This window comes from Pseudofrankia coriaricola, from assembly GCF_032027725.1.
In the GTDB taxonomy this organism is placed as follows: domain Bacteria; phylum Actinomycetota; class Actinomycetes; order Frankiales; family Frankiaceae; genus Pseudofrankia.
Genome location: NZ_JASNFO010000034.1, coordinates 45,733 through 70,909, shown reverse-complemented (window position 1 = coordinate 70,909; position 25,177 = coordinate 45,733). Strand labels below are relative to the sequence as shown.

The following is a 25,177-nucleotide window of genomic DNA, read 5'->3' as shown; positions in this document are numbered from 1 at the left end:
GCGGGCTTGGTGGGGGGGGGGGTGGGGGGGTGGGGGGGGGGGGGGGTTGGGGGGGGGGGGGGGGGGGGGCCGTCGGCCGCCAGGCCGACGGCCAGCGCGGTGTCGACCCGGGCGACGCCGTTGTCGCCATGCGCCGTGCCGCCCGGCTCGCCGAGGCGCGGAGCCCGGCCGCCGGCGGCACCTACCCGTGCGGGCTCCCCCTGCCCCGGCTCAGGGAGGGCGGCCAGGAGCCGCCGGGTCTGTGGCGCCTCGCTGACCGCCTCGGTCGCCGTCGCCGCCCGTAGCGCCCGCAGGTAGGCTTCCCGACCGCCCTCCAGGTCACCGCTGGAGACCAGGACCGTGCCGAGCGCCCGCCAGGCGAGCACCTGCGCCCGCACGTCCTCGGCGTCCACGGCCACGGCCCGGCGGGCGACCGCCAGTGCCTCCTCCGGCTGGCCGGCGTCCAGCAGGGTGCCGGCCAGGTGCGCGTATGCCTGCCGGCGGGGGAACAGCAGCGTCGCGGGCTCACTCGCGGCCAGCGCCTCCCGCAGCAGCGCGATCGCCTCGTCGAGACGCCCGCGCGCCCTGGCGACCTGCGCCGCCAGCACCTTCGCGCCCAGCTGGGCGTGCGGGCGCAGATCGAGGCCAACCAGCTCGCCCATAGCCGACTGGGCCGCGCGCTCGGCCTCGTCGACCCGTCCGGCGTCCAGGAGGGTCAGCCCCAGCATCAGCGACGCGAGCGCCCCTACCAGTGCCTGGCCGGCGGCGGCCGCCTCGGCGCACGCACCGGCGAGGAACTCGGCCCCGGCGTCCGGCTCGCCGGCGCCCCTGGCCGCGAGTCCCTGGGCCACCCTTGTCAGGATCCGTCCCCAGCTGTCGCCCGCGCCCTCGAACAGCGCCGCCGCGCGGGCCGCGTCGGTGCGCGCCGCGCTGATGTCGCCGAGCTCCGCCGCGGCGATCGCGCCGATCGTCAGGCAGACGGCCATGCCCCACCGCTCACCCATCGACTCGGCCGCGTCCACCAGGCCGCGCGCCAGCGCCCGCGCCCGGGCCAGCTGGCCCGACAGCAGCAGGACCAGCGCCTCGGTGCCGCTGCACCAGCCGATGCCGCCGGCGTCCTCAAGGCGTTCGAACACCTCGGTGGCCTGGCGCAGGGAGCGCTCGGCCTGCGGGTAGTCGCCCCGGGTGGTCGCGCTCCAGGCGAGGTGCTGCAGCGCCCAGCCGACACCGCGAGGGTCGTCGACCCGGCGGGCCAGCTCGAGCGCCTCGCGGTAGAGCTCCTCGGCCGTGCGGATCCGGGCGGCTCCGTATTCGAGAGTGCCCAGGCGGCGCAGCGCGGCCGCGGCGGCCCGGTCGTCGCCGGCGGCGCGGGCCGCGTCCAGCGCGGTGCGCAGCGCGCGGGTGGCGAGCTCCGCGCGGCCCTGCTTCTGGCGAAGCTCGCCAAGCACCGCGTAGGCGGCCGCGCGCCGTGCCGGCGCGGTGACCCGCAGCGCCGGGCGCAGGGTGCGCTCGGCCTCCTCCAGCCGGCGCAGCGACACGAGTGCCTCGGCGTGCAGCACCCTGGCGATGTTCTCGTCGTCGGTGTCGATCACCCCGCGGCCGAGCCGGCGGGCGTCGGCCAGCTGGTCGGCGGCGGTGCGATGGTCGTCGCGGGCCAGCGCCGCCCTGGCCAGCCGCAGCAGCGCCCTGAACCCCGGTTCACGTGCCGACCAGGCCGGGTCGGATGGCGTCAGCGCCATCGAGGAGGCCAGCTCGAACGCCCGTAGCGCGTGGGTCGCGACGAAGTTCGACACCTCGCGCGACGAGCCGGTCATGGCCGTCACGCCCCAGCGGGCCGCCGTCGAGTGCCGCCGCGCCCGCTCGACCTTCGGCAGCCCGGCATAGGCGACGTCGCGTGCCATCGGATGGACGAACCGCCACAGCTGCTCGCCCGCGCGGGGTGCGCGGACGAGCTGGCGCTCGGTGAGCCGCTCCAGCGCCGCCGCGACCTCGGTCGGCGGCCGTTCCTCGACCGACGGCAGCGCCGCCGCCGGGAAGCGGCTCCCGAGTACCGCGGCGGCGCGCAGCACCGCCTTGTCGGTCGGGTCCAGGTCGTCGATCCGGGCCGCCAGCACCGACTGCACGCCGGCCGGCATCGCGGTTTCGGAAAGCGATCCCTCCAGCACCCAGCGGGGCCCGTCGGTGCCGGCCGGGCGGGCGGTGGCGGCCGGCTCGGCGGCGACCGCCGGTTCGGCGGCGGCGGGCCTGGCGGCGGCGCTTCCCGGCGCGGCGGCGGGCTGGCGGCGCAGCTGGTCGCGGTCGATCAGCAGGTTCAGCAGCTCGGCCAGGAAGAACGGGTTGCCGTGCACCCGGGTGAGCAGCGCCGTCCTGGTCTGTGAGCTGAGCGTCTCACCGCTGAGGAAGTCCGACAGCAGCGTCGTGGCGGCGCCTTCCGGCAGCGGCCCGAGCGTCATCCGGCGCGCGCCCGGCAGGTCGGACAGCCGCGGGATCTCCCGGTCGAGCAACATCAGCATGACCGGGCCGATCAGCCGGCCCGCCAGCCGGCGCAACGCCCCGATGAGCGTGCTGGTCGCCCATTCCAGGTCGTCGACCACGACGATCAGCGGGTGCTCGGCGGCGAGCGCGGACAGCAGCAGGCCGACGGTGTCGACGGCCAGGTCGATGGACCGTTCGCCGGCGCTCGCCTCGCCGTGCTCCCGGCCCGCCGGGTCGCCGGGGGGTGGCTCGGCGGCGCCGGAGGCCCGCCGGTCGGTCGGGACGCCGAGCATCCCGAGCAGCCGGTCGGCGAGGCCCGCGGGCAGGCGCGCGCCGGTGAGCGGGTGGTTCAGCCGGCCGACGGTGCGCCGGACCCGGTCGGCGACCCGGTCGAGGCTGTCGCCGTCGACGACGCCGCAGGCACCGCGGATCACGTCCGCGAGCGGGGCCAGGCTGCGGCCGTCCCCGTGGCGGACCGTGCGGCCCCACAGCACCTGCGCGCCGGCCTCGTCGTGGGCGTGCTTGGCGAGCTCGCCGGTGATCCGCGTCTTGCCGATGCCGGCCTCGCCGGTGATCACGGCGATGGTCGGCGACCCGGTCTGAAAGGTCTCGGTGAACCAGCCGCCCAGCGTCGTCAGCTCCGCGTCGCGCCCAACGAAGGCGGCGTCGTCCCCGAGGCCGGGCCTCGCCACGTTCGACGGCCGCAGGCTCACCAGCTCGTAGGCCGGCACCGGCTCGCGCTTGCCCTTCAGCGTGAGGTCCGGCAGCTCCCGCCAGGTGGCGACGGAGCGGGTGGCGGTCATCGTCTCCCGGCCGGCGTAGACCGCCCCGACCGCGGCCGCTCCGGACAGCCGGGCGGCCGTGTTCACCGTGTCGCCGACGACGGTGTACGTCATCGACGCCTGGACGCCGGCGAGCACCTCGCCGGTGTTGATGCCAACCCGCAGGCCCAGCGGCGTGTCGCCGTCCTCGCTGTCCTCAACCAGGCGGCGGACCGTCTCCTGCATCGCCGCGGCGGCGCGCACCGCCCGCTCGGCGTCGTCCTCGTGCGCCGTCGGCGCGCCGAACACGGCCATGATCCCGTCGCCGGCGAGGTTGTCGACCCGGCCGCCGACGTCGTCGACCTCCTTGGCGAGCGCGGCGAGCACCAGGTCGGTGACCTCGCCGACCCGCTCGGGGTCGCGATCCTCAGCCCACGAGGTGAAGTCGGACAGGTCGCCGAACAGGACGGTGACGACGCGGCGCTCGGCGGACTCCGGCCCCGACCCGGCGAGCGAGGTGAACCGCAGCCCGCAGTGGAAGCAGTACCGCGCGGCCGGCACCGCCGGAGTCCCGCAGCGCGGGCACCGCAGCGTCCCGGAGTGCGTCGGGAGGATCACCATGGCGCGCGCGCCCCCGCTATGCGCCGTCCTGTCGGCGACCCGGCAGGAGCCCCGGGGGCCGCCTGCGGTGAGCAGGCTGACCCGCCTCGATCTTGGACGTATCGCACTGGCGGTCCCCCTCCGTCCGGAAAGTCTAGTGGCCGATTCACGGCCATCCGACCGCCCGTCGTCGCGGCGTTGTCGGATGCCCGGCACCGGGCGTCCCGAGGTCATCGAGCGCCAGGGCCTCGCTGCCCGGGCACGGCGGCTGGCACCCGATGGGCACAAGGGCCCTGGCTGCCGCGCGACGGGGTCTTCCCGCTGTGACCGTGCTCACACCAACAACCTGACCGATCGGTCTATGCCGTCGGGGTGCTGAGTGCCCCTCCGGGGCGCTCAACACCCCGACGTATGGGATGTTCCGCGCCCGACGGCGTGGTTCCGGGCGCGACCTGCCGAACCGGTGAGATCCCGGCGGTTCCGGGGCGGCGGCGTCGCCGAGGAGACGGTCCGTGGCCTCGAAACGGCCGCCGGGCAGCCGCGGTAGCCGGGGGTCAGCCCTGGTCGCGCAGGTAGTCCAGCTGGGCGCGGACCGACAGCTCAGCGGCCGGCCAGAGCACGCGGTCGACGTCGGCGTAGACGCGCTCGAGGATGTCGCGCGGGGTGGCCTCGGCCGGGCCGACGCCGGCGGCGGCGAGCGCCGCCCTGACCTGCTCCAGCCGCTGCGCCCGGTGCGTGAGGTAGTAGGCCGCCGCCCCGCGCGCGTCGGGCAGCTCGGGGCCGTGCCCGGGCAGGACGACGAGGCCCTCGGGCAGCTCGGCGAGCCGGCGCAGGCTCGCCAGGTAGTCGGCCAGGCGGCCGTCCGGGTGCGCGACCACCGTCGTGCCGCGGCCGAGGATCGTGTCGCCGGTCAGCACCGCGAGCGGCGCGCCGTCCGCGACCGCCGTGCCGGCGGTGTCGCCGAACAGCAGGAACGACAGCGAGTCGGCCGAGTGGCCCGGCGTCGCCATCACCCGCAGCTCGATCCCGGCAGCCGCCACGATGTCGCCCTCGACCAGCCCCTCCGAACCGAGGCGGTGCGCCGGGTCCAGCGCCCTGACCGGTGCGCCGGTCAGCTCGTGCAGCAGCGCCGCGCCCTCGCTGTGGTCCGGGTGGCCGTGCGTGAGCAGGATCGTGGCCACCGGTCCCGCGGCGGCCAGCGCGGCGAGATGCCCCTCGTCGTCGGGGCCGGGGTCCACGACGACGCAGCCGGCGTGGCCGGGGGCGCGAAGCATCCAGCTGTTGGTGCCCTCGAGCGTCATCGGGCTCGGGTTGGGGGCGAGTAGCAGCGCGGCCAGCGGGTTCACCTGGCGGGGCTGGCGCGGCGCCGCCTGGTTCTCCCCGCGCGCCTGACCGGTGGGGGCGGCGGGCCGGCGGTCGCGGCTCGGCCGGGTGCCAGCGGTCATGGCCGCTCCCGCCCCGCGGCCGTGGCCGGTGGCCCGTCCTCGCCACCGCTTGCGCCGATGGTCGCCGCCGCGATGATCGCGGAGGCGTTCACCGGGTCGGCGGGCGGCCCGGCGGTCGCGTACTCGGGGTCGTGCGGGAGCAGGAAGTGCACCGCGTCGTCGAAGATCACGATTTTCGGCATGACCGGCGTGATCGTACGGCCGGCCGCCGCCGCGAGCACCTCGGCGACGCTCGCGAAGCCCAGCAGGTCGGAGAGCATCCAGGCGGTCGGCGGCAGCATTGCCATCCGGCCGGCCGCGTGCCGCTCGAGCGCGTCCGCCGGATGCGTCCACAGCATCCGGTCCGCCTCGCCGGACAGTTCGCCGGGCAGCTGGCCCGGCGGCAGGGCGGCCATGAAGAACCGGGTGTCGTAGCGGCGCGGTTCGACCTCCGGCGTGATCCAGCGAGCCCACGGTGCCAGCAGGTTGGCCCGCAGCGCGAGCCCGTGGCGTGCCAGCAGCCCGGCGAGCGTGAGCTCGCGGCGCTCCATCGCCACGCGGTCCGCCGCCCAGGCGGGGCCGGCCGGGTCGAGAGGCGCTGGCCGCGTGGCCGAGGCGCCGGTCTGCTCGGCCCCGCCGGCGGCCGCGGGGCCGGCGAGCAGCACGCCGCACTCCTCGAACGTCTCCCGCACGGCGGCATGGACCAGCGCGCGGGCCAGCGCGGCGTCCGGCTCGAGCGTGCTCATGACCTCGGCCATCGGCTGGCCGGCCCAGGGCACCTCGAAACCGCTGTCGGCAGGGTCCACCCGGCCGCCGGGGAACGCGAACACCCCGCCGGCGAAGGCCATGGTCCGGGCGCGCCTCACCAGGTAGGCCTCCGGGCCCCCAGGGGTGTCGCGAAGCAGGACCACGGTGGATGCGTGCCGCAGCGGCGCCGGCGTGCCGGCGTTCGCGGCCATCACCCCCCGCGGCGAGGACAGCGGCATCGGCCGCCGAAGCCGCGCTACCAGCGCGGCCCGGGGTTCCTGCCGGATCGGCGGAGCTTGCGGAGTCGATCTGGGAGGTCCGTGATCAACCACCTGTCCGATGGTAGAGACCGCACGGGCGACATGCCCCTGATCTGGGCTGGGGCGGCTGGCCCCGCCGCTGGGCGGGCCCAACGGTCACAGCTGGGTACCAGGCCGGGAACACGTAGTGGATGGGGCAGGCCGGCGGGCGAGTCGAGCCATCACGGCCTGAGCCGTGGAGGCTGACGATCTGGCTCGTCTACCCCTCGTCGGACTCGACGACGGCCACCAGCTCCAGCTCGACGGGGGAGCCGAGCGGGAGCGCGGCCACGCCGACGGCGGACCGGGCGTGGCGTCCGGCCGCACCGAACACCTGGCCGATCAGGTCGGAGGCACCGTTGATCACCGCCGGCTGGCCGGTGAAGCCCGGCGCGCTCGCGACGAACCCGACGACCTTGACGATCCGGCGGATCCGGTCCAGCCCACCGGCCGCCTCGGCGGCCGCGGCCAGCGCGTTCAGCGCGCAGATCCTGGCAAGCCCCGCGGCCCGCTCGGGGCTGACCTCGGCGCCGACGAGCCCTGTCTCGGTCAGCTTCCCGGCCACCAGCGGCAGCTGCCCCGCCGTCCACACCCAGTCCCCGTCACGCACCGCCGGCACATAGCTCGCCTGCGGGGCCGGCACTGGCGGAAGCTCCAAGCCCAGCGCGCGCAACCGGCCAGTCGGCGTGGTCACCACGTCGTCCGAGGCCGGCCCCCCGGTCACGGGGCGGCCTCGCCCTTCGGCCGCTTGAAGTAGGCGACCAGGCTCTCCGGGTTCGGCCCCGACACGACCTGCACCAGCTCCCAGCCGTCCTCGCCCCAGTTGTCCAGGATCATCTTCGTGGAGTGGATCAGCACCGGGACGGTCACGTACTCCCACTTCTGCATGGCCACGAACTCTAGTAGCCGGCCCCCGCCGGCCACCGTCGCCGGGGTCCTCGCGGATCGCGAACGGACCGATCCGGCAGGCGCGCGCGGATCGGTGAAGTCCGGCACTTCGCGATCCACGGGAGGTCGCCTAGGCGACGGCCCGCCGTGTCGATCCGCCGTGTCGATCCGTTGCGTCGATCCGCACCGGGCGCCGCCGGCGTCGTGAGCTCCCCGCTGACCAGTGTGTTTGTCGCCGGTCGATCGTGGCTGGATGTCAGGACTGGCAGCCCATACCGGCCGAGGTGTGATCAGGATTGTCCGAGGAGGCGGTGGCGCCGAGGCGAACAGCGGGGCTGGCGCGGGTACGGTCGTGGCCGTGACGGCCTCGGAACGCGACCGAAAAGGCGAGAAGCCCGCCGGCCCGTGGCGGCGCCGGCTACATGTGGTCACCGGCAAGGGTGGCACCGGGAAGACGACTGTCGCGAGCGCGCTGGCGCTGGCGCTGGCGACGGGCGGGCAGCGGGTGCTGCTCACGGAGGTCGAGGGCCGCCAGCAGATCGCGCAGGTCTTCGACACCCCGCCCCTGCCCTATCGGGAGCGGAAGGTGGCCAGCGCCCCGGGCGGCGGCGAGGTGTACGCGCTCGCCGTCGACGCCGAGGAGGCGCTGCTGGAGTACCTGGAGATGTTCTACAACCTGCGCAGCGCCGGGAAGGTGCTGGGCAAGATGGGCGCGATCGACTTCGCCACCACGATCGCGCCGGGCGTGCGCGACGTCCTGCTCACCGGCAAGATCAAAGAAGCGGTGAACCGGCCGGACGGCACCCGGCCGAGCGGGCTCGCCTATGACGCGGTCGTCCTGGACGCGCCGCCGACCGGCCGGATCACCCGGTTCCTCAACGTCGCGCGCGAGGTGGTGGGCCTGGCGAAGATGGGGCCGATCCGCGCGCAGGCCGACGGGGTGCTCGCCGTGCTGCACTCCGGGCAGACCGCCGTGCACCTGGTGACGCTGCTGGAGGAGATGCCGGTCCAGGAGACGGTTGACGCCGTCGCCGAGCTGCGCGCCGCGGACCTGCCGGTGGGCGGCGTGGTGGTGAACATGGTGCGCCCGCCGCTGCTCGGCGCCAAGGAGCTGCGCGCGGCCCGCGCCGGCACCCTCGACGGGGAGGAACTGGCGGCCGGGATCAAGGAGGCCGGCCTCGAGCCGACCGCGGAACTGGTCGCCGAGCTCGCCAGGGAGGCCGCGCAGCACGCGGAACGGGTGGCGCTGGAGGCGGCGCAACGGGTCGAGGTGGCGGCGCTCGACCGGCCCGTGTACGAGCTGCCGCTGGCGGCGGACGGGATGGACATGGGAATGCTGTACCGATTCGCGGAGATGCTGCGGGCGCAGCGGATGGTCGGATGACGCCGGCGACCGGCGGTAGCGCGCACGACAACACGAACGAGAACGGGAGCGGGCAGGCGCCGGCCAGCGAGGCCAGGGCCGCGGGGGCCAGGAAGACCTCGCCCGGTTCGAAGCGGCCGCCCAGCTCGGCGGCCTCGCCGCGCGCGAGGAACCAGTCTGGTCCGAAGCCGGCACAGGGGCCGAAGTCCCCCAAGGGGGCGGGCCTGTCGAAGGACGGCGCGCGTTCCGGAACCGCCGCGGCCGCCAAGGTGCCCACGATCCGGGCCCGCGTCCGCCCACAGCCGGGCGGGGTGCCCCGCCTGGACGTGGACGGCATGCTCGCGAGCGAGCGGATCATCGTGTGCTGCGGGTCGGGCGGGGTGGGCAAGACGACCACCGCCGCCGCGCTCGCGCTGCGCGCCGCCGAGCAGGGGCGGTCGGTGGTCGTGCTGACCATCGACCCGGCGCGCCGGCTCGCGCAGTCGATGGGCCTGACCGAGCTGGACAACACCCCGCGCGAGGTGATGGGCGTCGACCTGTCGGCCGGCGGGCGGCTCGACGCGATGATGCTCGACATGAAACGGACGTTCGACGAGATCGTCCTGGCGCACACGACCCCGGAACGCGCGAGCCAACTGCTCGAGAACCCCTTCTACCAGTCGCTGTCGAGCTCCTTCGCCGGGACGCAGGAGTACATGGCGATGGAGAAGCTCGGGCAGCTGGATGCGGCCGATGACTGGGACCTGATCATCGTCGACACTCCGCCGACCCGCTCCGCGCTGGACTTCCTGGATGCCCCGAGCCGGCTCGGGGCATTTCTGGACGGCCGGCTGCTGCGGCTGCTGGTCATGCCCGCGAAGGCCGGCGGCCGGGCGTACGTAAAGGTGCTCGGCGTCGGCTTCGGAATGTTCACGAAGGTTCTCACCAAGGTTATCGGCGCTCAGCTGCTGACCGACGTCAGCCAGTTCGTCTCGGCGCTGGAGACCATGTTCGGCGGGTTCCGCCAGCGAGCGGACAAGACGTACAGGCTGCTGGGCGCTCCGGGAACGTCCTTTGTCGTGGTCGCGGCGCCGGAGGTCGCCGCCCTGCGCGAGGCGAGCTATTTCGTCGACCGGTTGGAGACCGACGGGATGCCGCTGGCCGGACTGGTGGTCAACCGGATGCATCACAGCGACGGCCGGTCGCTCACGGCGGAGCGCAGCCTCGCGGCGGCCGAGAACCTCACCGAGCACGGGGAGCACCCGCTGGCCGCGGCCGTGCTGCGGGTGCATGCGGACCGGCTGCGGCTGGCCGAGCGGGAGGCGCGACTGCGGGAGAGGTTCACCTCGGCCCATCCGGACACCCCGCTCATCGAGGTCGAGGCGCTGGCCGAGGACGTTCACGACCTGGCCGGTCTCCGGGAGATCGGGGATGCCCTGGCAGGTGATGAACGTCTCGCCCGAGTGAGCTGAACACCCTACCGCCCGGATGACTCGAACGGGCGATTGTCCGATTGAAAGGCCTGTGCTACGCGCTGGGTCCGTGCCATGCGCGAGGGCACTGGCATGCGCGCCCCGCGGCGAGCGGGGCCAGCACGGCATTCGTCGCCGTGCCTGGCCGTCTGGGTTTCGCGCCCGTGGTCGCGCCCGCGTCGGCCGGGTCAGCGCGCGAATGTGCATGACACGTCGGCCACGCGGCGCGCCAAGCGGTGCTGAGGGCGCGGAGGGCCGGACGGTGCGGGCCACCGGAGGCCGCGGACGCGGCGGGCGGCAACGCGAGTCCTGCCCGTCGTTACCGAGGTGCTCGGGCGGGCGTCAACCGGGATCCCGCGCGCGACGCTGCGCCGGGTTCCGGTCGGGAAGGGCTGGGCCGGGAACGGGGAGCGACTAGCCGACCGAACTGGATCGGTGGTCCGCCTGGGCGTCCGCGAGGAGCTTCCTCCAGGAGCGGACATCCGGCCGGCGCCGAAGCAGTGCGCGGCGCTCCCGTTCGGTCATGCCACCCCAGACACCGAACTCCACGTGATTGTCCAGGGCGTCCGCCAGGCACTGAGTACGCACCAGGCAGCCGAAGCAGCGGGTCTTGACCCGGTTCTGCGCGGCACCCTGGACGAACAACTCGTCCGGGTCGACTTCCCGGCACGCCGCGAGGGCCGTCCAGTCACCGTCGGCGATGCTGCTGACGAGACTGGCAGTGCCGCCACGACGAGCAGTGGTGACGGTCGGGGTTGGGCTTCTGGTCATGCCACCTGCCTTTCGAGAGAGACCGTGGTCAGGGGACCCGTGCGGGTGACGTGGCGTCGTTGGCGTCGTGCGAAACCGTACGGAGTGACGTGGCCACGGCACAGACCCCACTCGGGTGGTTATCGGTATGACTAGTCCGGGCCATTGATGCGCACCCAGACTGTAGGGCTGTTGATGACATCCGCATGTCATCCGGATGACAGCGCCGCCTCGTTCGTGTCTTGTGCGTTTCTCGACCAGACCACCTCCAGTTCGGTTCCTCGGCGCGCGACTCGCGCCGGCCCCGTACCGCCTCGTCGGCGGCCACCAGCGATTCCTCGCGCCCGACCGGCCTGGACACGTGCGCCATCTCCAGGCACTGACAGGCCGCGTGGTCTCCGCCGCCCGGCGCCGGCTCGCCCGGCGCCCGTTGGGCGCGCCGAACGGGCGGCCCCAGGCCGCCGAGCGCCGTCAGCCGGCGGACGATGGTGCTCGCCCGCCCGCCCGTGCCAGCCATAGGCTGGGGGTGCTCACGAGGTACCCTCACCCCGCTGCCTCCAGACAGCGCGCTCGCCCTGTGGTTCGCATATGGGTGGAACGATGCGTCCGTCGGGCGTCACTTGGCAAGCGGTGTGGATCCGTGGGGGATCGGGCTGGGGGCGGACGGAGGTTCCGACACCATGTGGGCACGCGCGTGAGCGCCGCGGGCGCCCCCCGCCGGGGGCGCCGGGGCTGGGCCGTCATCGCGAGGCGGCTGGCTGGCGCAATGTTCGCGAGCATCGCCGCGGGAGTGGTCGTCGCGCTGCTCGCCGTGCCGGTGGTCGGCCTTGTCGGCCTCACGGCGAAGAGCGGGGCCGACGATTTCCTCTCCCTTCCGGAAAACCTCACCGTCACCCCGCTCGTCGAGCCGTCGAAGATCCTGGACGCGCACGGCAACGTAATCGCGACCCTGGTAGGCGAGCAGTACCGCGAGGTCGTTCCGCTGTCCCGGGTGCCGCAGGTGATGCGAAACGCCATCGTCGACATCGAGGACGCGCGATTCTATGAGCATTCCGGCGTCGACTACCGGGGGATGATCCGCGCCTATCTCGCCAACAGGGAAAGCGGCGAGGTCACCCAGGGAGCCTCGACGATCACCCAGCAGTACGTGAAGAACGTGCTGCTGCAGGGGGCGACAACCCCGGAGGAGCGCAAGGCCGCGACCGCGCAGACCGTCGACCGCAAGCTGCGCGAGGCCCGGTACGCGCTTTACCTTGAGCAGCACCTCAGTAAGGACGAGATTCTCGAGCGCTACCTGAACATCGCCTACTTCGGCGATGGGGCCTATGGCGTCCAGGCCGCCGCGAAACGGTACTTCAACGTGGACGCCGAGAAGCTGTCGCTACCGCAGGCGGCGCTGCTCGCCGGTCTGGTGAAGAACCCGACGGCATACAACCCGGTGCTGCACCCACAGATCGCCGCGCAACGGCGCAACATGGTCCTGGACGCCATGCTCGAGCACAAGCACATCAACGGCGGCGACCTCATGATGGCGAAGGCGGCGCCGGTGACGCTCGACCAGCCGCCGCACTCCGCCGACGCGTGCGCCGACTCGCAGGCGCCGTTCTTCTGCTTCCAGGTCCGTCAGATGCTGCTCGACGACCGGACGTTCGCGCCAACGAGGGACGCCGCGAGCAAGCTGCTGTTCGAGGGCGGCCTGACCATCAGGACCACGCTTGACCCGACCGCCCAGGCGGCCGCGGACTCGTCCGCTCGCGAGGTCGTCCCCCCGGGCAACCGGGTCGCGGCGGGCGTCGTCACCGTGCAGCCCGGCACCGGCAACGTGCTGGCACTCACGGAGAACCGTGACTACGGCGACCCCACCGACGGTCAGCCCCCCGCGACGACGGGCGACTTCATCCACACGAGGCAGGTCTACCCGACCAACGAGACGTCCTTCTCGCCGGGTTCGACGTTCAAGATGTTCGCCCTGGCCGCGGCCCTGGAGAAGGGCATGCCGCTGTCGACGACGTTCATGTCGCCGGCCTGCTACCAGGCTCCCCCGCCCATCAAGCCCCCGGAGGGGAGCACCTGTTTCTCCAACGCCGACCCGAACGAGGCCGGTCTGTACTCGCTGACCACGGCGACCTGGCACTCGGTCAACACGTACTACTTCCAGCTGGCACAGCAGGTCGGCATCCTGAAGATCGCCGAGATGGCCCGCCGGCTGGGCGTCAGCTCATGCCGGGTGCGGGAACAGACGTCGAACCTGCAGAGCGACTCGCCCTGCCACGGCCAGGAGGGCGTCGGCTCGTCGGACCTGTCGTTCGTCATCGGCTCCAACGAGATCAGCACCCTCGACCTCGCGACGGCGTACGCGACGATCGCGGCACACGGCAAGCGCTGCGACCCGCGGTTCATCATCTCGATCACGCGGCGCGTCGGTGGCGCGGACCGGCTGCTCGACTACAGCAAGCCCGATGACTGTGACCAGGTGCTCAGTCCGCAGGTCGCCGACACCGTCACCTCGGTGCTCGAAGGTGTCATCAACAGCGGCACCGCGACCGGCAACGGCCGCATCGGCCGGCCGGCCGCCGGCAAGACCGGGACCGCCGAGGACTTCAGCACGGCCTCGTTCGTAGGCTTCGTCCCCCAGTTGGCCACCGCGGTCACCGTCGCCGACCCGCGGGGCCCGTCGACGCACCACCTGACCAACGTGCTCGGCTACGCACACGTCTACGGCGGCGACCTGCCGACGAAGATCTGGGCGCGGACGATGACCCGGACCCTCGACGGCATGAAGCTGCCGGTCGAACAGCTACCGCCCCCGGACAACACCCAACCGGTGGTCCCGATGGCGCTGGTGCCGGACGTGACGGGCCAGTCCGTCGCCGCCGCCGCCAACATCCTGCAACAGGCCGGCTTCGCCGCCGCGGTCGCCGGCGACCCGAACGGCGTAGTAATCGCGCAGTCCCCACCCAGCGGATCAAAGGTCCCCATCAACCAGCCGGTCACGCTCTACGCCTCGGGCGGCATCATCGCCCAGTCCACCCCCATAAACCCAGGCAACGGCGACGGCAACGGCAACGGCGACGGCCGCAACGGCCCCTTCGGTGGCCCGTTCAACCGCTAGCAACCCGCCCCCGCACCCACACGTGCTCCAGGTCCCCCGCGGACCCCACACCACGTCCGCAAACGATGCGCGCAGCGCGAGCCCGGGCAGTTGTCTCTCTGGAAAGCTGCCCACCGGTCAGCGCCCAGAACGGGAAGCCCGAAAACGATGCGCGCAGCGCGAGCCCGGCCAGCACCCAGAACGGAAGCCCGAAAACGATGCGCGCAGCGCGAGCGGGGGGTGTCGGGGGCGGAGCCCCCTGACTGTGGGGGTTCCAGGGGGTCATCCCCCTGGGCAGACATTGCGGGCCCCCCGGGAAGCTGACCAACGGTCAGCGACCAGGAGGACCCGCCACGGTCGGGGTGGCGGGATTCGAACCCACGGCCTCTTCGTCCCGAACGAAGCGCGCTACCAAGCTGCGCCACACCCCGGCGCTCAACGATGGTCAGCATACCCGACAGGCGCGGGGCTGCGGCGATCCGGTCGCGGAGAATCCGTCCGACGTGATCTGTGGGGTCGCCACCGGTGGATCGGTGACGCGCTAGCTGGCGGGGACCAGAGTGAGCAGGGTCGCTTCCGGGCGGCAGCCGAGGCGGATCGGTGCGAACGGGGAGGTGCCGAGACCGGCCGAGACGTGCAGCCAGGAGGAGCGGACGGTGCCGGTTTCGGGTGCGACGTGCCAGCGGGACAGGCCGCGGGCGCGTCCGCGGTCCAGGCCGCAGTTGGTGACCAGGGCGCCGACGAACGGCAGGCGGATCTGGCCGCCGTGGGTGTGGCCCGACAGCGTCAGTTGGACACCGTCGGCGGTGAACGCGTCGAGTACTCGGGGCTCGGGGGTGTGCGAGAGGCCGAGAGCCAGGTCGACGCCGTTCTCGGGTGGTGCGGAGACGAGGTCGGCCCGGTCGCGGCGCAGCCGGGCGTCGTCGACGCCGCGTACGTCCAGCCGCAGGCCGCCGACCGCGAGGACCTCGTGAACATGTGTCATGTCGCGCCAGCCTGAGTCCAGGGTGAGGTCCTTCGCGAACCCAGGCCAGTCCAGAGCAGGTCCTTTGGGCGCAGCCTCGTCGGGGCCGAGGATGTAGTGGTGTGGGCTGCGCGGGCGCGGGACGTGGTAGTCGTTGTTGCCGGGGACGAAGACGCCCGGGAACCCGTACAGCGGTGCGAGGGCCTGGCGCAGCGGTCCGGACGCGTCGGCATGGGAGAGCACGTCGCCGGTCAGCGCGACCAGGTCGGGCACTACGCGGGCCAGTTCGCCGAGCCAGTGCAGTTTGCCGGTCTGGCGCGGTAGTACGTGCAGGTCGGACAGGTGCAGGATTCGCAGCGGCGTGGAGTCCGGCGCGAGCACCGGTACCTCCCGCCGGGTCAACGTGTAGGAGCCGCGCTCGTACAGCCCGTACCCGACCGTGGCAGCGCCAGCCGTTCCAAGCGCGGCCACGGCCCGGAGCGCCAAGGCTCGCCCTCCTGGCATGTCCCCTCGCATTGGTCCAGTCTGACCCCTCGCGACCGACAGGAGAGCCAAGGCGACATCTGGCATGGGGACAAGGCCCCGCCGCGCCCACCTTCTGGCCGGCCGCGGCGAGAATGCAGATGACCGAACCACTTGACAAGACCTAGGCTGCGATGACCATGAGCACTCTGAAAGAGCGACTGCGCGCCGACCTGACCACGGCGATGAAGGCCCGGGACGAGCTGCGGACGTCCACGCTGCGGCTTGCGCTCTCGGCGGTCAAGGAGGCGGAGGTCTCGGGCAAGGCGGCGCACGAGCTCTCCGAGGCCGAGGTCGAGAAGGTCCTGACCCGGGAGGTGCGCAAGCGCCGCGAGGCGTCCGATGCCTACGCCGCGGCCGGCCGCGCCGAGCAGGCCGCCAGGGAGGGCTCGGAGGGCGACGTGCTCGCCGACTACCTGCCCAAGCCTCTCGGCGACGACGAGCTCGCCGCGATCGTCGAGAAGGCGCTGGCCGAGGGCGGTTTCGCGGGGCCGAAGGCGATTGGCCCCGCGATGAAGGCCGTCCAGGCCGTGGTCGCCGGCCGCGCCGACGGCGGCAAGGTCGCCGCCCTGGTCAAGTCCCGCCTCGCCGCGTAGGCCGGGTCGGCGCGGCGTCGGGACCCGGCGGGCATGGACGACTACGAGGCCTCCCGTCCCTGCCAGGTCAGCGGCCGCGCCCCGCCCGGCGCAAGCTCCCGATGCAGGTCGTGTGCAGGTCGTGTGCAGGTCGTGTGCCGGGCAGTCGACCGTCGGCGGCGGTCAGTCCGGGTGGCGGGGCGGGTTGGCCGAAGGGCGGACGAGGCCGGTCTCGTAGGCGAAGACGACGGCCTGGACGCGGTCGCGCAGTTCCAGCTTGGCGAGAATGCGGCCGACGTGGGTCTTGACTGTCGCCTCGGAGAGCACGAGGCGAGCGGCGATTTCCGCGTTCGACAGGCCGGCGGCGACCTCGCCGAGAACGTCGCGCTCCCGGTCGGTGAGGCGGGCTACCCGGTCGGCGCCAGCGGCGCGGGCGCCGGATGCCGACCGGTTTCCGCCTGCGCCGGTGTTTCCGCCGCCGTCGGCCTCCGGTTCCGGCAGGCGGTGCGCGAACGCGTCGAGCAGCCGTCGGGTGACGTTCGGCGCGACGACGGCATCGCCGGCGGCGACCGTGCGGATCGCGGCGAGCAGGTCCCCCGGCGGCACGTCCTTGAGCAGGAAACCGCTCGCCCCCGCCCGTAGGCCCGCCAGCACGTACTGGTCCAGGTCGAACGTCGTCAGAATGAGCACGCGCGACGCACCGTCGGTGGCCACGATGCGCTTGGTCGCCTCGATGCCGTCGACGCGGGGCATCCGCACGTCCATCAATACGACGTCGGGCGCCAACTGCGCGGCGAGCTGCGCGGCCGCGGCGCCGTCGCCAGCCTCGCCGACCACGGTGATGTCCGGCTGCGAATCGAGCACCATCCGGAAACCCATCCGCAGCAGCGGCTGGTCGTCGGCCAGCAGGACTCGGATCGTCATCGCGGCTGCTTCTGCCGGGGGGCCTCCGCCCACGCGAGGCTTCGCCATGGTCGCGCGGGCTTCGGCTGCTTCTGCCGGGGGGCCTCCGCCCACGCGGGGCTTCGCCATGGTCGCGCGGGCTTCGGCTGGGCGCCGGGGACCTGGCGGGTAGCGGGCATCATCGCCATCCTTGCATTCGAGAGATTCTGGGTGGGCGAAGTGGTGTTCAGGGCGCGGAGGGCTCCGACGCGACGCGGGCCGCGCCGAGAGTGGATTCGTTGCTCGCGGCCCAAGGCGCGGCGCTCGCCGGTTGGTGCGCCGCCGGGGCGTTGATCCGAGCGGCGACGCGCCATCCGTCGCCTTTCCCGGCGATCGGCCCGGCGACCAGGTGGCCGTCGTGCAGCGCGGCACGTTCCCGCATGCCCTGGATGCCGCGGCCATAGGGGTTCGCCGGTTCCGGCACGTCCGATGGGCCCGGAGAGCGGCGGTCTCGCGCCGGGTCCGCGGTGCCGGCGGCCAGGTCGGGAACGCTGTCGGTGATCTCTATGTCGACCCCGCCGGGGTCGAAACTTAGCCGCACGAGCGCGCGAGACCGCGGCGCCGCGTGCTTGAGGACGTTGGTCAGCGCTTCCTGGACGATCCGGAAGACCGTGAGTTCCGCATCCGCGGGCAGGTCGTGCCGCTCGCCGGCGATGAGAAACCCGACCGTGCGCCCGGCGTGGCGAACCTGGTTGACGAGCCGGTCGAGGTCGGCGATACGCGGTTGCGGGGCCGTCGCCGACTCGTCGGGGAGCCGGCCGGAGACCGCGGCGTCGCCGCCAGCCCACCCGTTGCCGACGTCGCCGACGTCGCCGACGTCGAACGGCTCGTACACCGCGGCGGGGCGGGCGGCGCCGACGGGAGCGACGCCATGGCCCGGCGCGCTCGTGTGGACGGGCGGTAGTTTGGCGAGTCCGCTGTTGTCCCGCAGAACGCCGAGAAGACTGCGCATCTGTGCGAGCGCCTCCCGCCCAGTCGACGACACGGACTCGACCGCCCGCGCCGCCCGCAGCGCCCGATCATCGTTAGACGCTCGATCCACCCTGGCGGGGTCCGCCATGGATGTGCCAGTGCCGGTGCCCGCCGTCGGACCCGCGTCGGTCCGGTCGCCGCCGGCGAGCTCCGACGCGCGCGGACCCGGCATCGCCGGACCGCCCGATGCGGAGGTCGGAGAGTCGGATCCCGACGCCGTCGGGTCCGAGCCGGCCGCGTGGGACGCGACCAGGTCGCGCAGGGTGTAGCTCGCGCCGTCCGCAAGCGCGATCATGACGGACAGGTTGTGCGCGACGATGTCATGCATCTCCCGCGCGATGCGGGCACGTTCGCCCGCCGCCGCGAGCAGGGCCTGCTGGTCACGCTCGCGTTCGGCCCGTTCGGCGCGGTCGGCGATGGAGGCGACGTACGCGCGCCGGGTGTTGGCGTTGACGCCGAGAACTCCCGCCGCGATGGCGGCCGGCAGGAAGAGCAGCATGACGCCGATCCGGTCGACGTCACGGACGTGGGGAAGCCGGAGACTGAACCAGACGATCCAGACCGTGATGATCAGCGCGGCCCCGGCCATCGCGCGCCGCTGGGACCATTTCGCCACGGTGTAGAACGCGATCAGCATCGACGAGAACGTGCCGAAGGACGGCACCCACAGCAGGATCTGTGCATAGGACGCCGCCGCGCAGACGATGAGCGCACTGACCGGGTACCGACGCCGCAGGCAGAGCGGTGCCGCCGCCGCGCAGGTGAGCAACACCATTCTGGCCGACGGGCCGCTTGACAGCGTGAGCGGTACCAGCGCAAAGAGGCAGACCGTCAGCGCGAGAGCGGTGTCGACGAGAACGGGATGGGCGCGCAGGGTGCGGCCGATCCGGCCGTACCGCATCCGGCCGAACACAACGCCGGGCACGTCGGGCACATTCGGCGGGCTGGGCCGGCTCGTCCCGCGGCTCGACGTCGCCATGAGCCTCATAGTGCCCCCTCCGGGCCGATTGGGGGATGCCGAGACAGGACCCCACGAAGCCCCCGGGGCGTGCGATGACGACCTGGCGGGCGTCGCCTCGCACGCCCCGAGGGCGCCGTGGAGAAGCGGGCGGATCAGACGTCGCGCCGGGTGAGGACGTAGGCCGAGGCCGCGCCCAGGACGGCGATGTAGAGGCACAGCATCACGAACGCCCTGCCCGGGGAGACCAGGTCGGTGAGGCGGGCGGGGCTCGTCGACGAGATCGCGTTGCCGAGGAGCGCGGGCAGGTACCGCTGCGCCGACTCCAACCGCTCGCCGAACATCGAGAAGATGAGCGGGAGACCGAGCACCGCGCCGAGCAGCGCCGTCACCGCGCCGGCCGTGTGGCGGATCAGCGCGCCGAGGGTGAGCCCGAGCAGCGCGATGGCGGTCAGGTAGAACGCGGCGCCCAGGATCGCGCGCGCCGCGCCGTCGCTGCTGAGGGAGACGCCGACGTCGTGCGATCCGAGGATGGCCTGGCCGATGAGGAAGGACACCAGCGACGCGACGAGCATCGCCACGAACGTGACACCGGCGAGGACGGCGGCCTTCGCCCACAGCACCGGCAGCCGCCGCGGCACCAGGCCGAGCGTCGCGCGGATCATGCCGGTCGCGTACTCGCCGGTCATGGTCAGCACCCCGAGGACGCCGACCGCCACCTGGGCCAGCAGGAGGCCGGCAAGGGACTGGTACACCGGGTCCTGGCTGCCAGCCTGGACGTCCGCGACGGTCCAGTTCTCCGACGCGGAGACGCATAGCGGGAGGGCGAGCCCGATGAGCAGCAGGACAGCCAGCCCCATCGTCCACTGGGTGGAGCGGAGCGACCGGAGCTTCGTCCATTCGGACCGCATCACCCGCGCCTGCGTCACGTCACCCGCGATGGCGCCGCTCGGGGCGTCGCCCGCCCTCGCCGCGGCGGACCCTCGTCTGGACCGGGCCGACGCCCCGCGCTCCAGCGTGGCCGTTCCCGGCTGTCGGCTGGATGCCGCCGCGGCCGGGGTCGGCAGGGCGGACGCGGCGGGGGCGCGGTCACGGGACTGGCGGTCGTGCGTCTCGTTCATCGGGTTCCCTCGCTGGTCGCGGGCGCCGCGGTGTTGAACTCGACCGCGTCGCGGGTGATGTCCATGAACGCCTCCTCCAGGGAGGCCAGGCGTGGCGTGAGCTCGTACAGCGCGATCCCGTACGCACGGGCCAGCTCGCCGATCCGTTCCGACGGCAGGCCCGCCACCTCGATGGCGTCCGCCTCCGAGCCGGGTGCGCCCTCGAAAGTGCTGGCGGCCGCGGCGGAGCTCGCGCCGGCGAGGGCGGCCGAGTAGGTGACCGTCGCGCCCTCGCGGGCGGCCAGCTCGGCGAGCTCGCCGGCCTGCGGGGACCGGACGTGCACCCGGTTGCCGGAGGCGCCGCGGACGAACTCCTCGACCGACGTCTCCTGGATGAGTCGGCCGCGGCCGACCACGATCAGGTTGGTCGCGGTCATCGCCATCTCGCTCATCAGGTGCGAGGAGAGCAGGATGGTGCGGCCCTCGGCGGCAAGCCCGCGCAGCAGGTCGCGGATCCAGCGGACACCCTCCGGGTCGAGCCCGTTGACCGGCTCGTCGAGGACGAGCGTCCCGGGGTCGCCCAGCATCGCGGAGGCGATCCCCAGCCGCTGGCCCATGCCGAGCGAGAAGCCGCCGGCCCGCTTGCGAGCCACGTCCCGTAGCCCGACCAGATCGATGACCTCGTCGACGCGGCGGCGCGGGATGCCGTGTGTGTGCGCGAGGGCGAGCAGGTGGTCCTGGGCCGAGCGTCCCGTGTGGATCGCCCTGGATTCCAGGAGCGCGCCGACGTGACGCGCCGGCGACGCCAGGTCGCGGTAGCGGCGGCCGTCGACGAGCACCGTGCCGCGGGTCGGCCGGTCCAGGCCGAGAATCATCCGCATCGTCGTCGACTTGCCGGCGCCGTTCGGCCCGAGGAACCCGGTGACGACACCGGGCCTGACCGTGAAAGAAAGGTTGTCGACGGCGACCTTCCCGCCGTAGCGCTTGGTGAGCCCGCGCGCCTCGATCATCGTCTACCTCACGTCTGTCGTCGTTTTCCGCGCCGGTCGCGTTCCGGATGGTCGGCTGCCGGCTGGACACCTCAGAACGTTAGGGATCTTTGGGCTCGCCGCCGACGCCCGTGCGGCCGATCTTTGCCCGCCGCGCCATACGGCTGAAGGCGTAGGCATACGCCTTGAGAGGTACGCGGACAGGCTCGCGGCTCGCGTCGACGAGCCGAAGGAAACTCGGGCGCCGAAAGGCGGCCGCTCCGGGCATGAGCCGGCCTGACGCCAATCAGTCGGGCGGCCGCGGTCCGGGATAGTGTTGTGGACCAGCAGCGACAGCCGGAGGAGGTGAGACCCGTCAACGCCAGAAAAGGCTTGGTGCGTTCGCCTCACGGCCACGCCGTTCGTAGGTAACGGTGGCCGCGCGAGCGCCCTTCGGTGCTCCGAAAGGCTTCTGATGTCGCTTTCTCCCTCCCGCGGGCTGAGCCCGTCGAGTGACGGGTCATCCCTCGGCAACCACACGTCCTTCGACGAGGCCGGCGCGGCGTCCGGCATCGTCGCGACGCTGCGGGCCGCCGGTTGTGTCTTCGCGGAGGATGAGGCGGCGCTGCTCGTCGCGTCCGCCGACGGCCCGGCCGGTCTCGCCGACATGGTCGCCCGGCGGTCCGCCGGCATCCCGCTCGAGCACGTTCTCGGGTGGGCCGAGTTCGGCGGCCACCGGATCGTCGTCGAGGACGGCGTCTTCGTCCCTCGCCGCCGCACCGAGTTCCTCGTCGAGCTGGCGACCGGCCTCGCCAGGCAGGCTGTCACCGGCCGCGCCGCGCGCGCCGCTCGCGCGGTGGTCGTGGACCTGTGCTGCGGCTCGGGCGCCCTCGGCGCCGTCGTCGCGGCTGGCCTCGGCGTGGCCAGCGCCGGGATCGAACGCGAGGACGCCTCGCTGCCGCATCCGGTGCCGCTGCCGCATCCGGTGCCGCCGCCGCGTCCGGTGCCGCTCGATCCAGAGAGCGCGGCCACACCGCCGCCCGCTCGCCAGGTCGAGCTGCACGCCGCCGACATCGACGGGGCGGCGGTGCGCTGCGCCCGGCGCAACGTCGTACCCGTCGGCGGCCAGGTCCATGAAGGCGATCTGTACGACGCGTTGCCCGCCGAACTGCGCGGACGCGTCGACGTCCTGATCGCCAACGCGCCCTATGTGCCTACCGACGAGATCGGGCTGATGCCGCCGGAGGCACGGGTGCACGAGCCGCTCGTCGCGCTGGATGGCGGCCCGGACGGACTCGATGTCCTGCGGCGGGTGCTCGCCGGCGCGGGTGCCTGGCTCGCGCCGGGCGGCCACCTGCTCGTCGAGACCAGCGTCGACCAGGCACCCGTCGTGGCGGACGTCGCCGGCCGGTATGGCCTGACGGCATGCGTCGAACGTTCCGAGGAACACGAAGCCACCGTCCTCGTCGTGGGCAGGCCCCTCATGCGGCGAGGCGGAGTGGCCGCAACGTGACGTTCACCGGCATGGCTTGACCCAGAATGCCGCTGGTGGGTTGTATCGGGCCACCATGGCAGGGCGCAGGCGCGATACTCCGGTTTCGCCCGCGCCAAGGTCCAGATCGGACCGTGTTCGCGCACGCGCCGACCCGGCCGCAGACGGCGCCGGCCCGGGCGAGGACCAGGGAATCCGGCTGGTCGGGGTTACTCGCCGCTACGGCGACGTCGCCGCGGTCGAGCGGGTGGACCTGGCCGTTCCGCCCGGGCGGCGGCTCGCGGTCGTTGGGCCGAGCGGCTGCGGAAAGTCCACGCTGCTCGGGCTGATCAGCGGGCTGGACGAGCCGGACGAGGGCGTGATCGACGTGCTCGGCGCCATCGGTCCCGCGGCCCGGCTGGCCCGGTGCGCCCTGATGCCGCAGCGGGACCTGCTGCTGCCCTGGCGCTCGGCGCTCGCCAACGCGGCCGTGTCGCTGGAGAACCGGGGAATGTCGCGCCGTGCGGCGCGGGCGGCGGTTCGGCCGCTGTTCGCCCGCTTCGGCCTGGCAGGGGCCGAGGACTTCCTCCCCCGGCAGCTTTCCGGCGGCATGCGCCAACGCGTGGCGTTTCTGCGCACGTTTGTCGCGGGCAAGGAGGTCCTGCTGCTCGACGAGCCGTTCGGCGCGCTGGACGCGATCACCCGGGCGGAGGCGCAGGAGTGGCTGCGCGCCACCCTGGAGGCCGAGCCGCGCACGGTCGTGCTGGTGACCCACGACGTGGAGGAGGCGCTGCTGCTCGGCCATGAGGTCGTCGTCCTGGCGGCCCGTCCCGGCCGGGTGGCGGCCCGCGTCGCCGTAGACCTCCCCGCGGTTGGCTCCCGCCGTGAGCTGCTCGCCACCGCCGAGTTCGTCGGGCTGCGCGACGAGGTCCTCGCCGCGCTGGAACAGGGGTCATCGGCGTCGGTCGAGCCGGGGCACCTGTGACACCTCGTCCGGCCCGCCGGCGCGGCGCCTGGGGCCTTCGTCGCTGGGGCCCGCCCGCGGTGGTGCTCGTCGCGATCGCCGTCGCGTGGGAGCTGGCGACGGCCGTCCTGGGCGTTGAGGACTACATCCTGCCGGCGCCGAGCGCCGTGGCCCATGCGCTGGTGGACCGCTGGGACTCGACGCTGGCGAGCGCCACCTGGGTGACGCTGACGGAGGTGGTCACGGGGTTCGCCATCGCGGTCGGCGCCGGGCTGCTGATCGCCTGTGCGCTGCATTTCTCGCGGACAGCCCGGTCGGCGCTCTACCCCTGGCTGATCGGCTCGCAGACCGTGCCCGTTGTCGTGATCGCGCCGGTTCTGGCGATCATCTTCGGCTATTCGCTGACGCCGAAGCTCATCCTGGTCGCGCTGCTCTGCTTCTTCCCGATCGTCGTGGCCACCCTTGACGGCCTGTCGGCCGTCGATGACGACCTCAGGCGGATGATGCGCACCCTCTACGGCACCCGCTGGTCGATCTTCTGGCGGGTCGAGCTCCCGACGGCGCTTCCGTCGCTGTTCACCGGGCTGCGGCTGTCCGCCGCGTATGCGTCGACGGCCGCGGTGTTCGGCGAGTACTCGGGCTCGTCCGACGGTCTCGGGCACGTGATGCGCCAGGCCGTCCCACAGTTGCAGAGCGCGCTGGTCTTCGCCGCGATCCTCCTGCTGTCCGCCATGTCCGTCGCCTTGTTCGTTCTGGTCACCGCCTTGGAGACGGTGCTGGTCGGCTGGGCTCACGAAGGGAAGAGCACCAACAGATGAGAGCTGACCGATCGACATTCGGCATCGGCATCGGCTCCGCGCTGATGGCGGGAGTACTCGTCCTGTCCGCGTGCGGTGGTGGCGACCAGGGCACGAGCGGCGCACCCGGCGGCGAGAAGTCCCGGAAGACGACCGTCCTGCTGGACTGGGATCCCAACCCGGACCACGTCGCGCTCTACACGGCCCGCGACGCCGGCTACTTCCAGGCGGCCGGCCTCGACGTCACCCTCCAGCCGCCGTCCGACCCGTCGGACCCCACGAAGCTGGTCAGCACCGGCAAGATCGATCTGGGTATCTCCTACGAGCCGGAGACCGTCATCGCCGGCTCACAGGGCCTGGACGTGGTCGCCGTCGGCGCCCTGGTGCCCACCGCCCTGACCTCGGTCATGGCCACGGGCAAGTCCCGGGTGCGCGCCATCGCGGACCTCGCCGGCGCGAAGGTCGCCACCGCGGGCCTGGCCACCCAGGACGCGTTCCTGACGACGATTCTCGCCAGCAACCATGTCGACGGCGGCTCCGTGACGAAGGTCGACGTCGGCCAGGACCTGCTCGCCGCGATGGTGACCGGCAACGTCGACGCGACCCTCGGCGGGTTCCGCAACGTCGAGGCCGTCCAGCTGGCGGCCGAGGGCCTGGACCCGACGGTCATCCCGGTGACCGAGGCCGGCGTGCCGGACTATGCCGAGCTCGTCGTCATCGCCCAGGCCAGCCGGCTGAAGAGTGACCCCGCCTATCAGCGACTGGTGCGCGACTTCCTCGGCGCGCTGTCACGTGGCAACGCCGCCGTGCTGGCCGACCCGGCCGCCGCCGCGAAGACGATCGCCACGGTGGCCGACGGCTACGACCCGGCGATCCTGCCGAAGATGGTCGACGCGACCGTGCCGCTACTGCGAAACGCCGCCGGCTTCGGCCGCCAGGACACCGCGGCCTGGCAGTCGTTCGCCGACTGGATGTCCGCCGAACACCTCATCGACAAGCCCGTGAAGGCCGCCGACGTCGTCACCAACGCCTATCTCCCCGCCAGCTGACCCGGCGGCGGGGAGGCCGGCTGCCTGGTTCCTGCCACCCGCGTCGTGACCGGACGGCCGCCGGGGC

The 25,177-nt window shown here is 73.3% G+C and carries 19 protein-coding genes and 1 tRNA gene; 8 read left to right on the top strand and 12 right to left on the bottom strand.

What is annotated here, in order from left to right; translation table 11 throughout:
• The 5 genes from QOZ89_RS19475 to sp36 all read right to left on the bottom strand — a co-directional run.
• Window positions 1-3,836: ATP-binding protein (locus QOZ89_RS19475; protein ID WP_312624418.1), on the bottom strand; the 3,836-nt coding region annotated here is incomplete at its 3' end.
• A gap of 533 nt (window positions 3,837-4,369) precedes the next feature.
• Window positions 4,370-5,260, bottom strand: a complete 891-nt coding sequence (locus QOZ89_RS19470) for an MBL fold metallo-hydrolase (protein ID WP_312624417.1) — start codon at window positions 5,258-5,260, stop codon at window positions 4,370-4,372.
• Window positions 5,257-6,225 (bottom strand): NUDIX hydrolase, encoded by a 969-nt coding sequence (locus QOZ89_RS19465; RefSeq protein WP_312624416.1) that lies wholly within the window; start codon window positions 6,223-6,225, stop codon window positions 5,257-5,259. The genes QOZ89_RS19470 and QOZ89_RS19465 overlap by 4 nt, the downstream gene beginning before the upstream one ends.
• 280 nt (window positions 6,226-6,505) lie before the next feature.
• Entirely contained in the window at window positions 6,506-6,979 is a 474-nt protein-coding gene (locus QOZ89_RS19460) for a RidA family protein (RefSeq protein ID WP_071052234.1), read from the bottom strand.
• 26 nt (window positions 6,980-7,005) lie between these two features.
• On the bottom strand, window positions 7,006-7,173 hold the full coding sequence (gene sp36 / locus QOZ89_RS19455) for a Sp36 family protein (protein ID WP_116271738.1): 168 nt from the start codon (window positions 7,171-7,173) through the stop codon (window positions 7,006-7,008).
• Window positions 7,174-7,525: 352 nt separating this feature from the next.
• Here sp36 and bagA point away from each other — a divergent pair, with 352 nt between their 5' ends.
• Both bagA and bagB read left to right on the top strand, forming a co-directional pair.
• Window positions 7,526-8,557, top strand: a complete 1,032-nt coding sequence (bagA, locus tag QOZ89_RS19450; protein ID WP_491677187.1) for an ATPase BagA — start codon at window positions 7,526-7,528, stop codon at window positions 8,555-8,557.
• Complete coding sequence (gene bagB, locus QOZ89_RS19445; protein ID WP_312624415.1) at window positions 8,554-9,987, top strand: ArsA-related P-loop ATPase; 1,434 nt, start codon at window positions 8,554-8,556, stop codon at window positions 9,985-9,987. Before bagA ends, bagB begins: the two co-directional genes overlap by 4 nt.
• Before the next feature lie 414 nt (window positions 9,988-10,401).
• On the opposite strand, the gene QOZ89_RS19440 is transcribed toward bagB, so the two are convergent.
• Window positions 10,402-10,758 carry a WhiB family transcriptional regulator gene (locus QOZ89_RS19440; RefSeq protein WP_071052159.1) on the bottom strand — a complete coding sequence of 119 codons (357 nt, stop codon included), beginning with the start codon at window positions 10,756-10,758 and terminating at the stop codon, window positions 10,402-10,404.
• 673 nt (window positions 10,759-11,431) lie between these two features.
• On the opposite strand from QOZ89_RS19440, the gene QOZ89_RS19435 reads away from it, so the two are divergent.
• Window positions 11,432-13,849: a penicillin-binding protein gene (locus QOZ89_RS19435; protein ID WP_083419544.1), complete on the top strand. Its 2,418-nt coding sequence runs from the start codon at window positions 11,432-11,434 to the stop codon at window positions 13,847-13,849.
• Between the two features lie 336 nt (window positions 13,850-14,185).
• On the opposite strand, the gene QOZ89_RS19430 is transcribed toward QOZ89_RS19435, so the two are convergent.
• Both QOZ89_RS19430 and QOZ89_RS19425 read right to left on the bottom strand, forming a co-directional pair.
• Window positions 14,186-14,259 (bottom strand) — tRNA-Pro (locus QOZ89_RS19430).
• A gap of 110 nt (window positions 14,260-14,369) precedes the next feature.
• The gene (locus QOZ89_RS19425) at window positions 14,370-15,296 is read right to left on the bottom strand and encodes a metallophosphoesterase (protein WP_071052158.1); all 927 of its coding nucleotides are present in this window, start codon (window positions 15,294-15,296) and stop codon (window positions 14,370-14,372) included.
• Window positions 15,297-15,454: 158 nt separating this feature from the next.
• Between QOZ89_RS19425 and QOZ89_RS19420 the strand changes: the two genes are divergently transcribed.
• Window positions 15,455-15,910, top strand: coding sequence for a GatB/YqeY domain-containing protein (locus QOZ89_RS19420; RefSeq protein WP_071052230.1), 456 nt, complete (start codon window positions 15,455-15,457; stop codon window positions 15,908-15,910).
• 162 nt (window positions 15,911-16,072) lie between these two features.
• On the opposite strand, the gene QOZ89_RS19415 is transcribed toward QOZ89_RS19420, so the two are convergent.
• The 4 genes from QOZ89_RS19415 to QOZ89_RS19400 form a co-directional block, all read right to left on the bottom strand.
• The gene (locus tag QOZ89_RS19415; RefSeq protein WP_071052157.1) at window positions 16,073-16,813 is read right to left on the bottom strand and encodes a response regulator; all 741 of its coding nucleotides are present in this window, start codon (window positions 16,811-16,813) and stop codon (window positions 16,073-16,075) included.
• Between the two features lie 205 nt (window positions 16,814-17,018).
• Window positions 17,019-18,728, bottom strand: coding sequence for a sensor histidine kinase (locus QOZ89_RS19410; protein ID WP_312624413.1), 1,710 nt, complete (start codon window positions 18,726-18,728; stop codon window positions 17,019-17,021).
• A gap of 188 nt (window positions 18,729-18,916) precedes the next feature.
• Complete coding sequence (locus tag QOZ89_RS19405) at window positions 18,917-19,882, bottom strand: ABC transporter permease (protein WP_083419519.1); 966 nt, start codon at window positions 19,880-19,882, stop codon at window positions 18,917-18,919.
• Window positions 19,879-20,871 carry an ABC transporter ATP-binding protein gene (locus QOZ89_RS19400; protein WP_071052156.1) on the bottom strand — a complete coding sequence of 331 codons (993 nt, stop codon included), beginning with the start codon at window positions 20,869-20,871 and terminating at the stop codon, window positions 19,879-19,881. The genes QOZ89_RS19405 and QOZ89_RS19400 overlap by 4 nt, the downstream gene beginning before the upstream one ends.
• A gap of 433 nt (window positions 20,872-21,304) precedes the next feature.
• Between QOZ89_RS19400 and QOZ89_RS19395 the strand changes: the two genes are divergently transcribed.
• The 4 genes from QOZ89_RS19395 (at window position 21,305) to QOZ89_RS19380 (ending at window position 25,110) form a co-directional block, all read left to right on the top strand.
• Complete coding sequence (locus QOZ89_RS19395; RefSeq protein ID WP_312624412.1) at window positions 21,305-22,342, top strand: class I SAM-dependent methyltransferase; 1,038 nt, start codon at window positions 21,305-21,307, stop codon at window positions 22,340-22,342.
• Between the two features lie 226 nt (window positions 22,343-22,568).
• Entirely contained in the window at window positions 22,569-23,285 is a 717-nt protein-coding gene (locus tag QOZ89_RS19390) for an ABC transporter ATP-binding protein (protein WP_241842162.1), read from the top strand.
• Window positions 23,282-24,082 (top strand): ABC transporter permease, encoded by an 801-nt coding sequence (locus QOZ89_RS19385; RefSeq protein WP_071052154.1) that lies wholly within the window; start codon window positions 23,282-23,284, stop codon window positions 24,080-24,082. Before QOZ89_RS19390 ends, QOZ89_RS19385 begins: the two co-directional genes overlap by 4 nt.
• Window positions 24,079-25,110, top strand: a complete 1,032-nt coding sequence (locus QOZ89_RS19380; RefSeq protein WP_071052153.1) for an ABC transporter substrate-binding protein — start codon at window positions 24,079-24,081, stop codon at window positions 25,108-25,110. Before QOZ89_RS19385 ends, QOZ89_RS19380 begins: the two co-directional genes overlap by 4 nt.
• The last annotated feature ends 67 nt before the right edge of the window (window positions 25,111-25,177 follow it).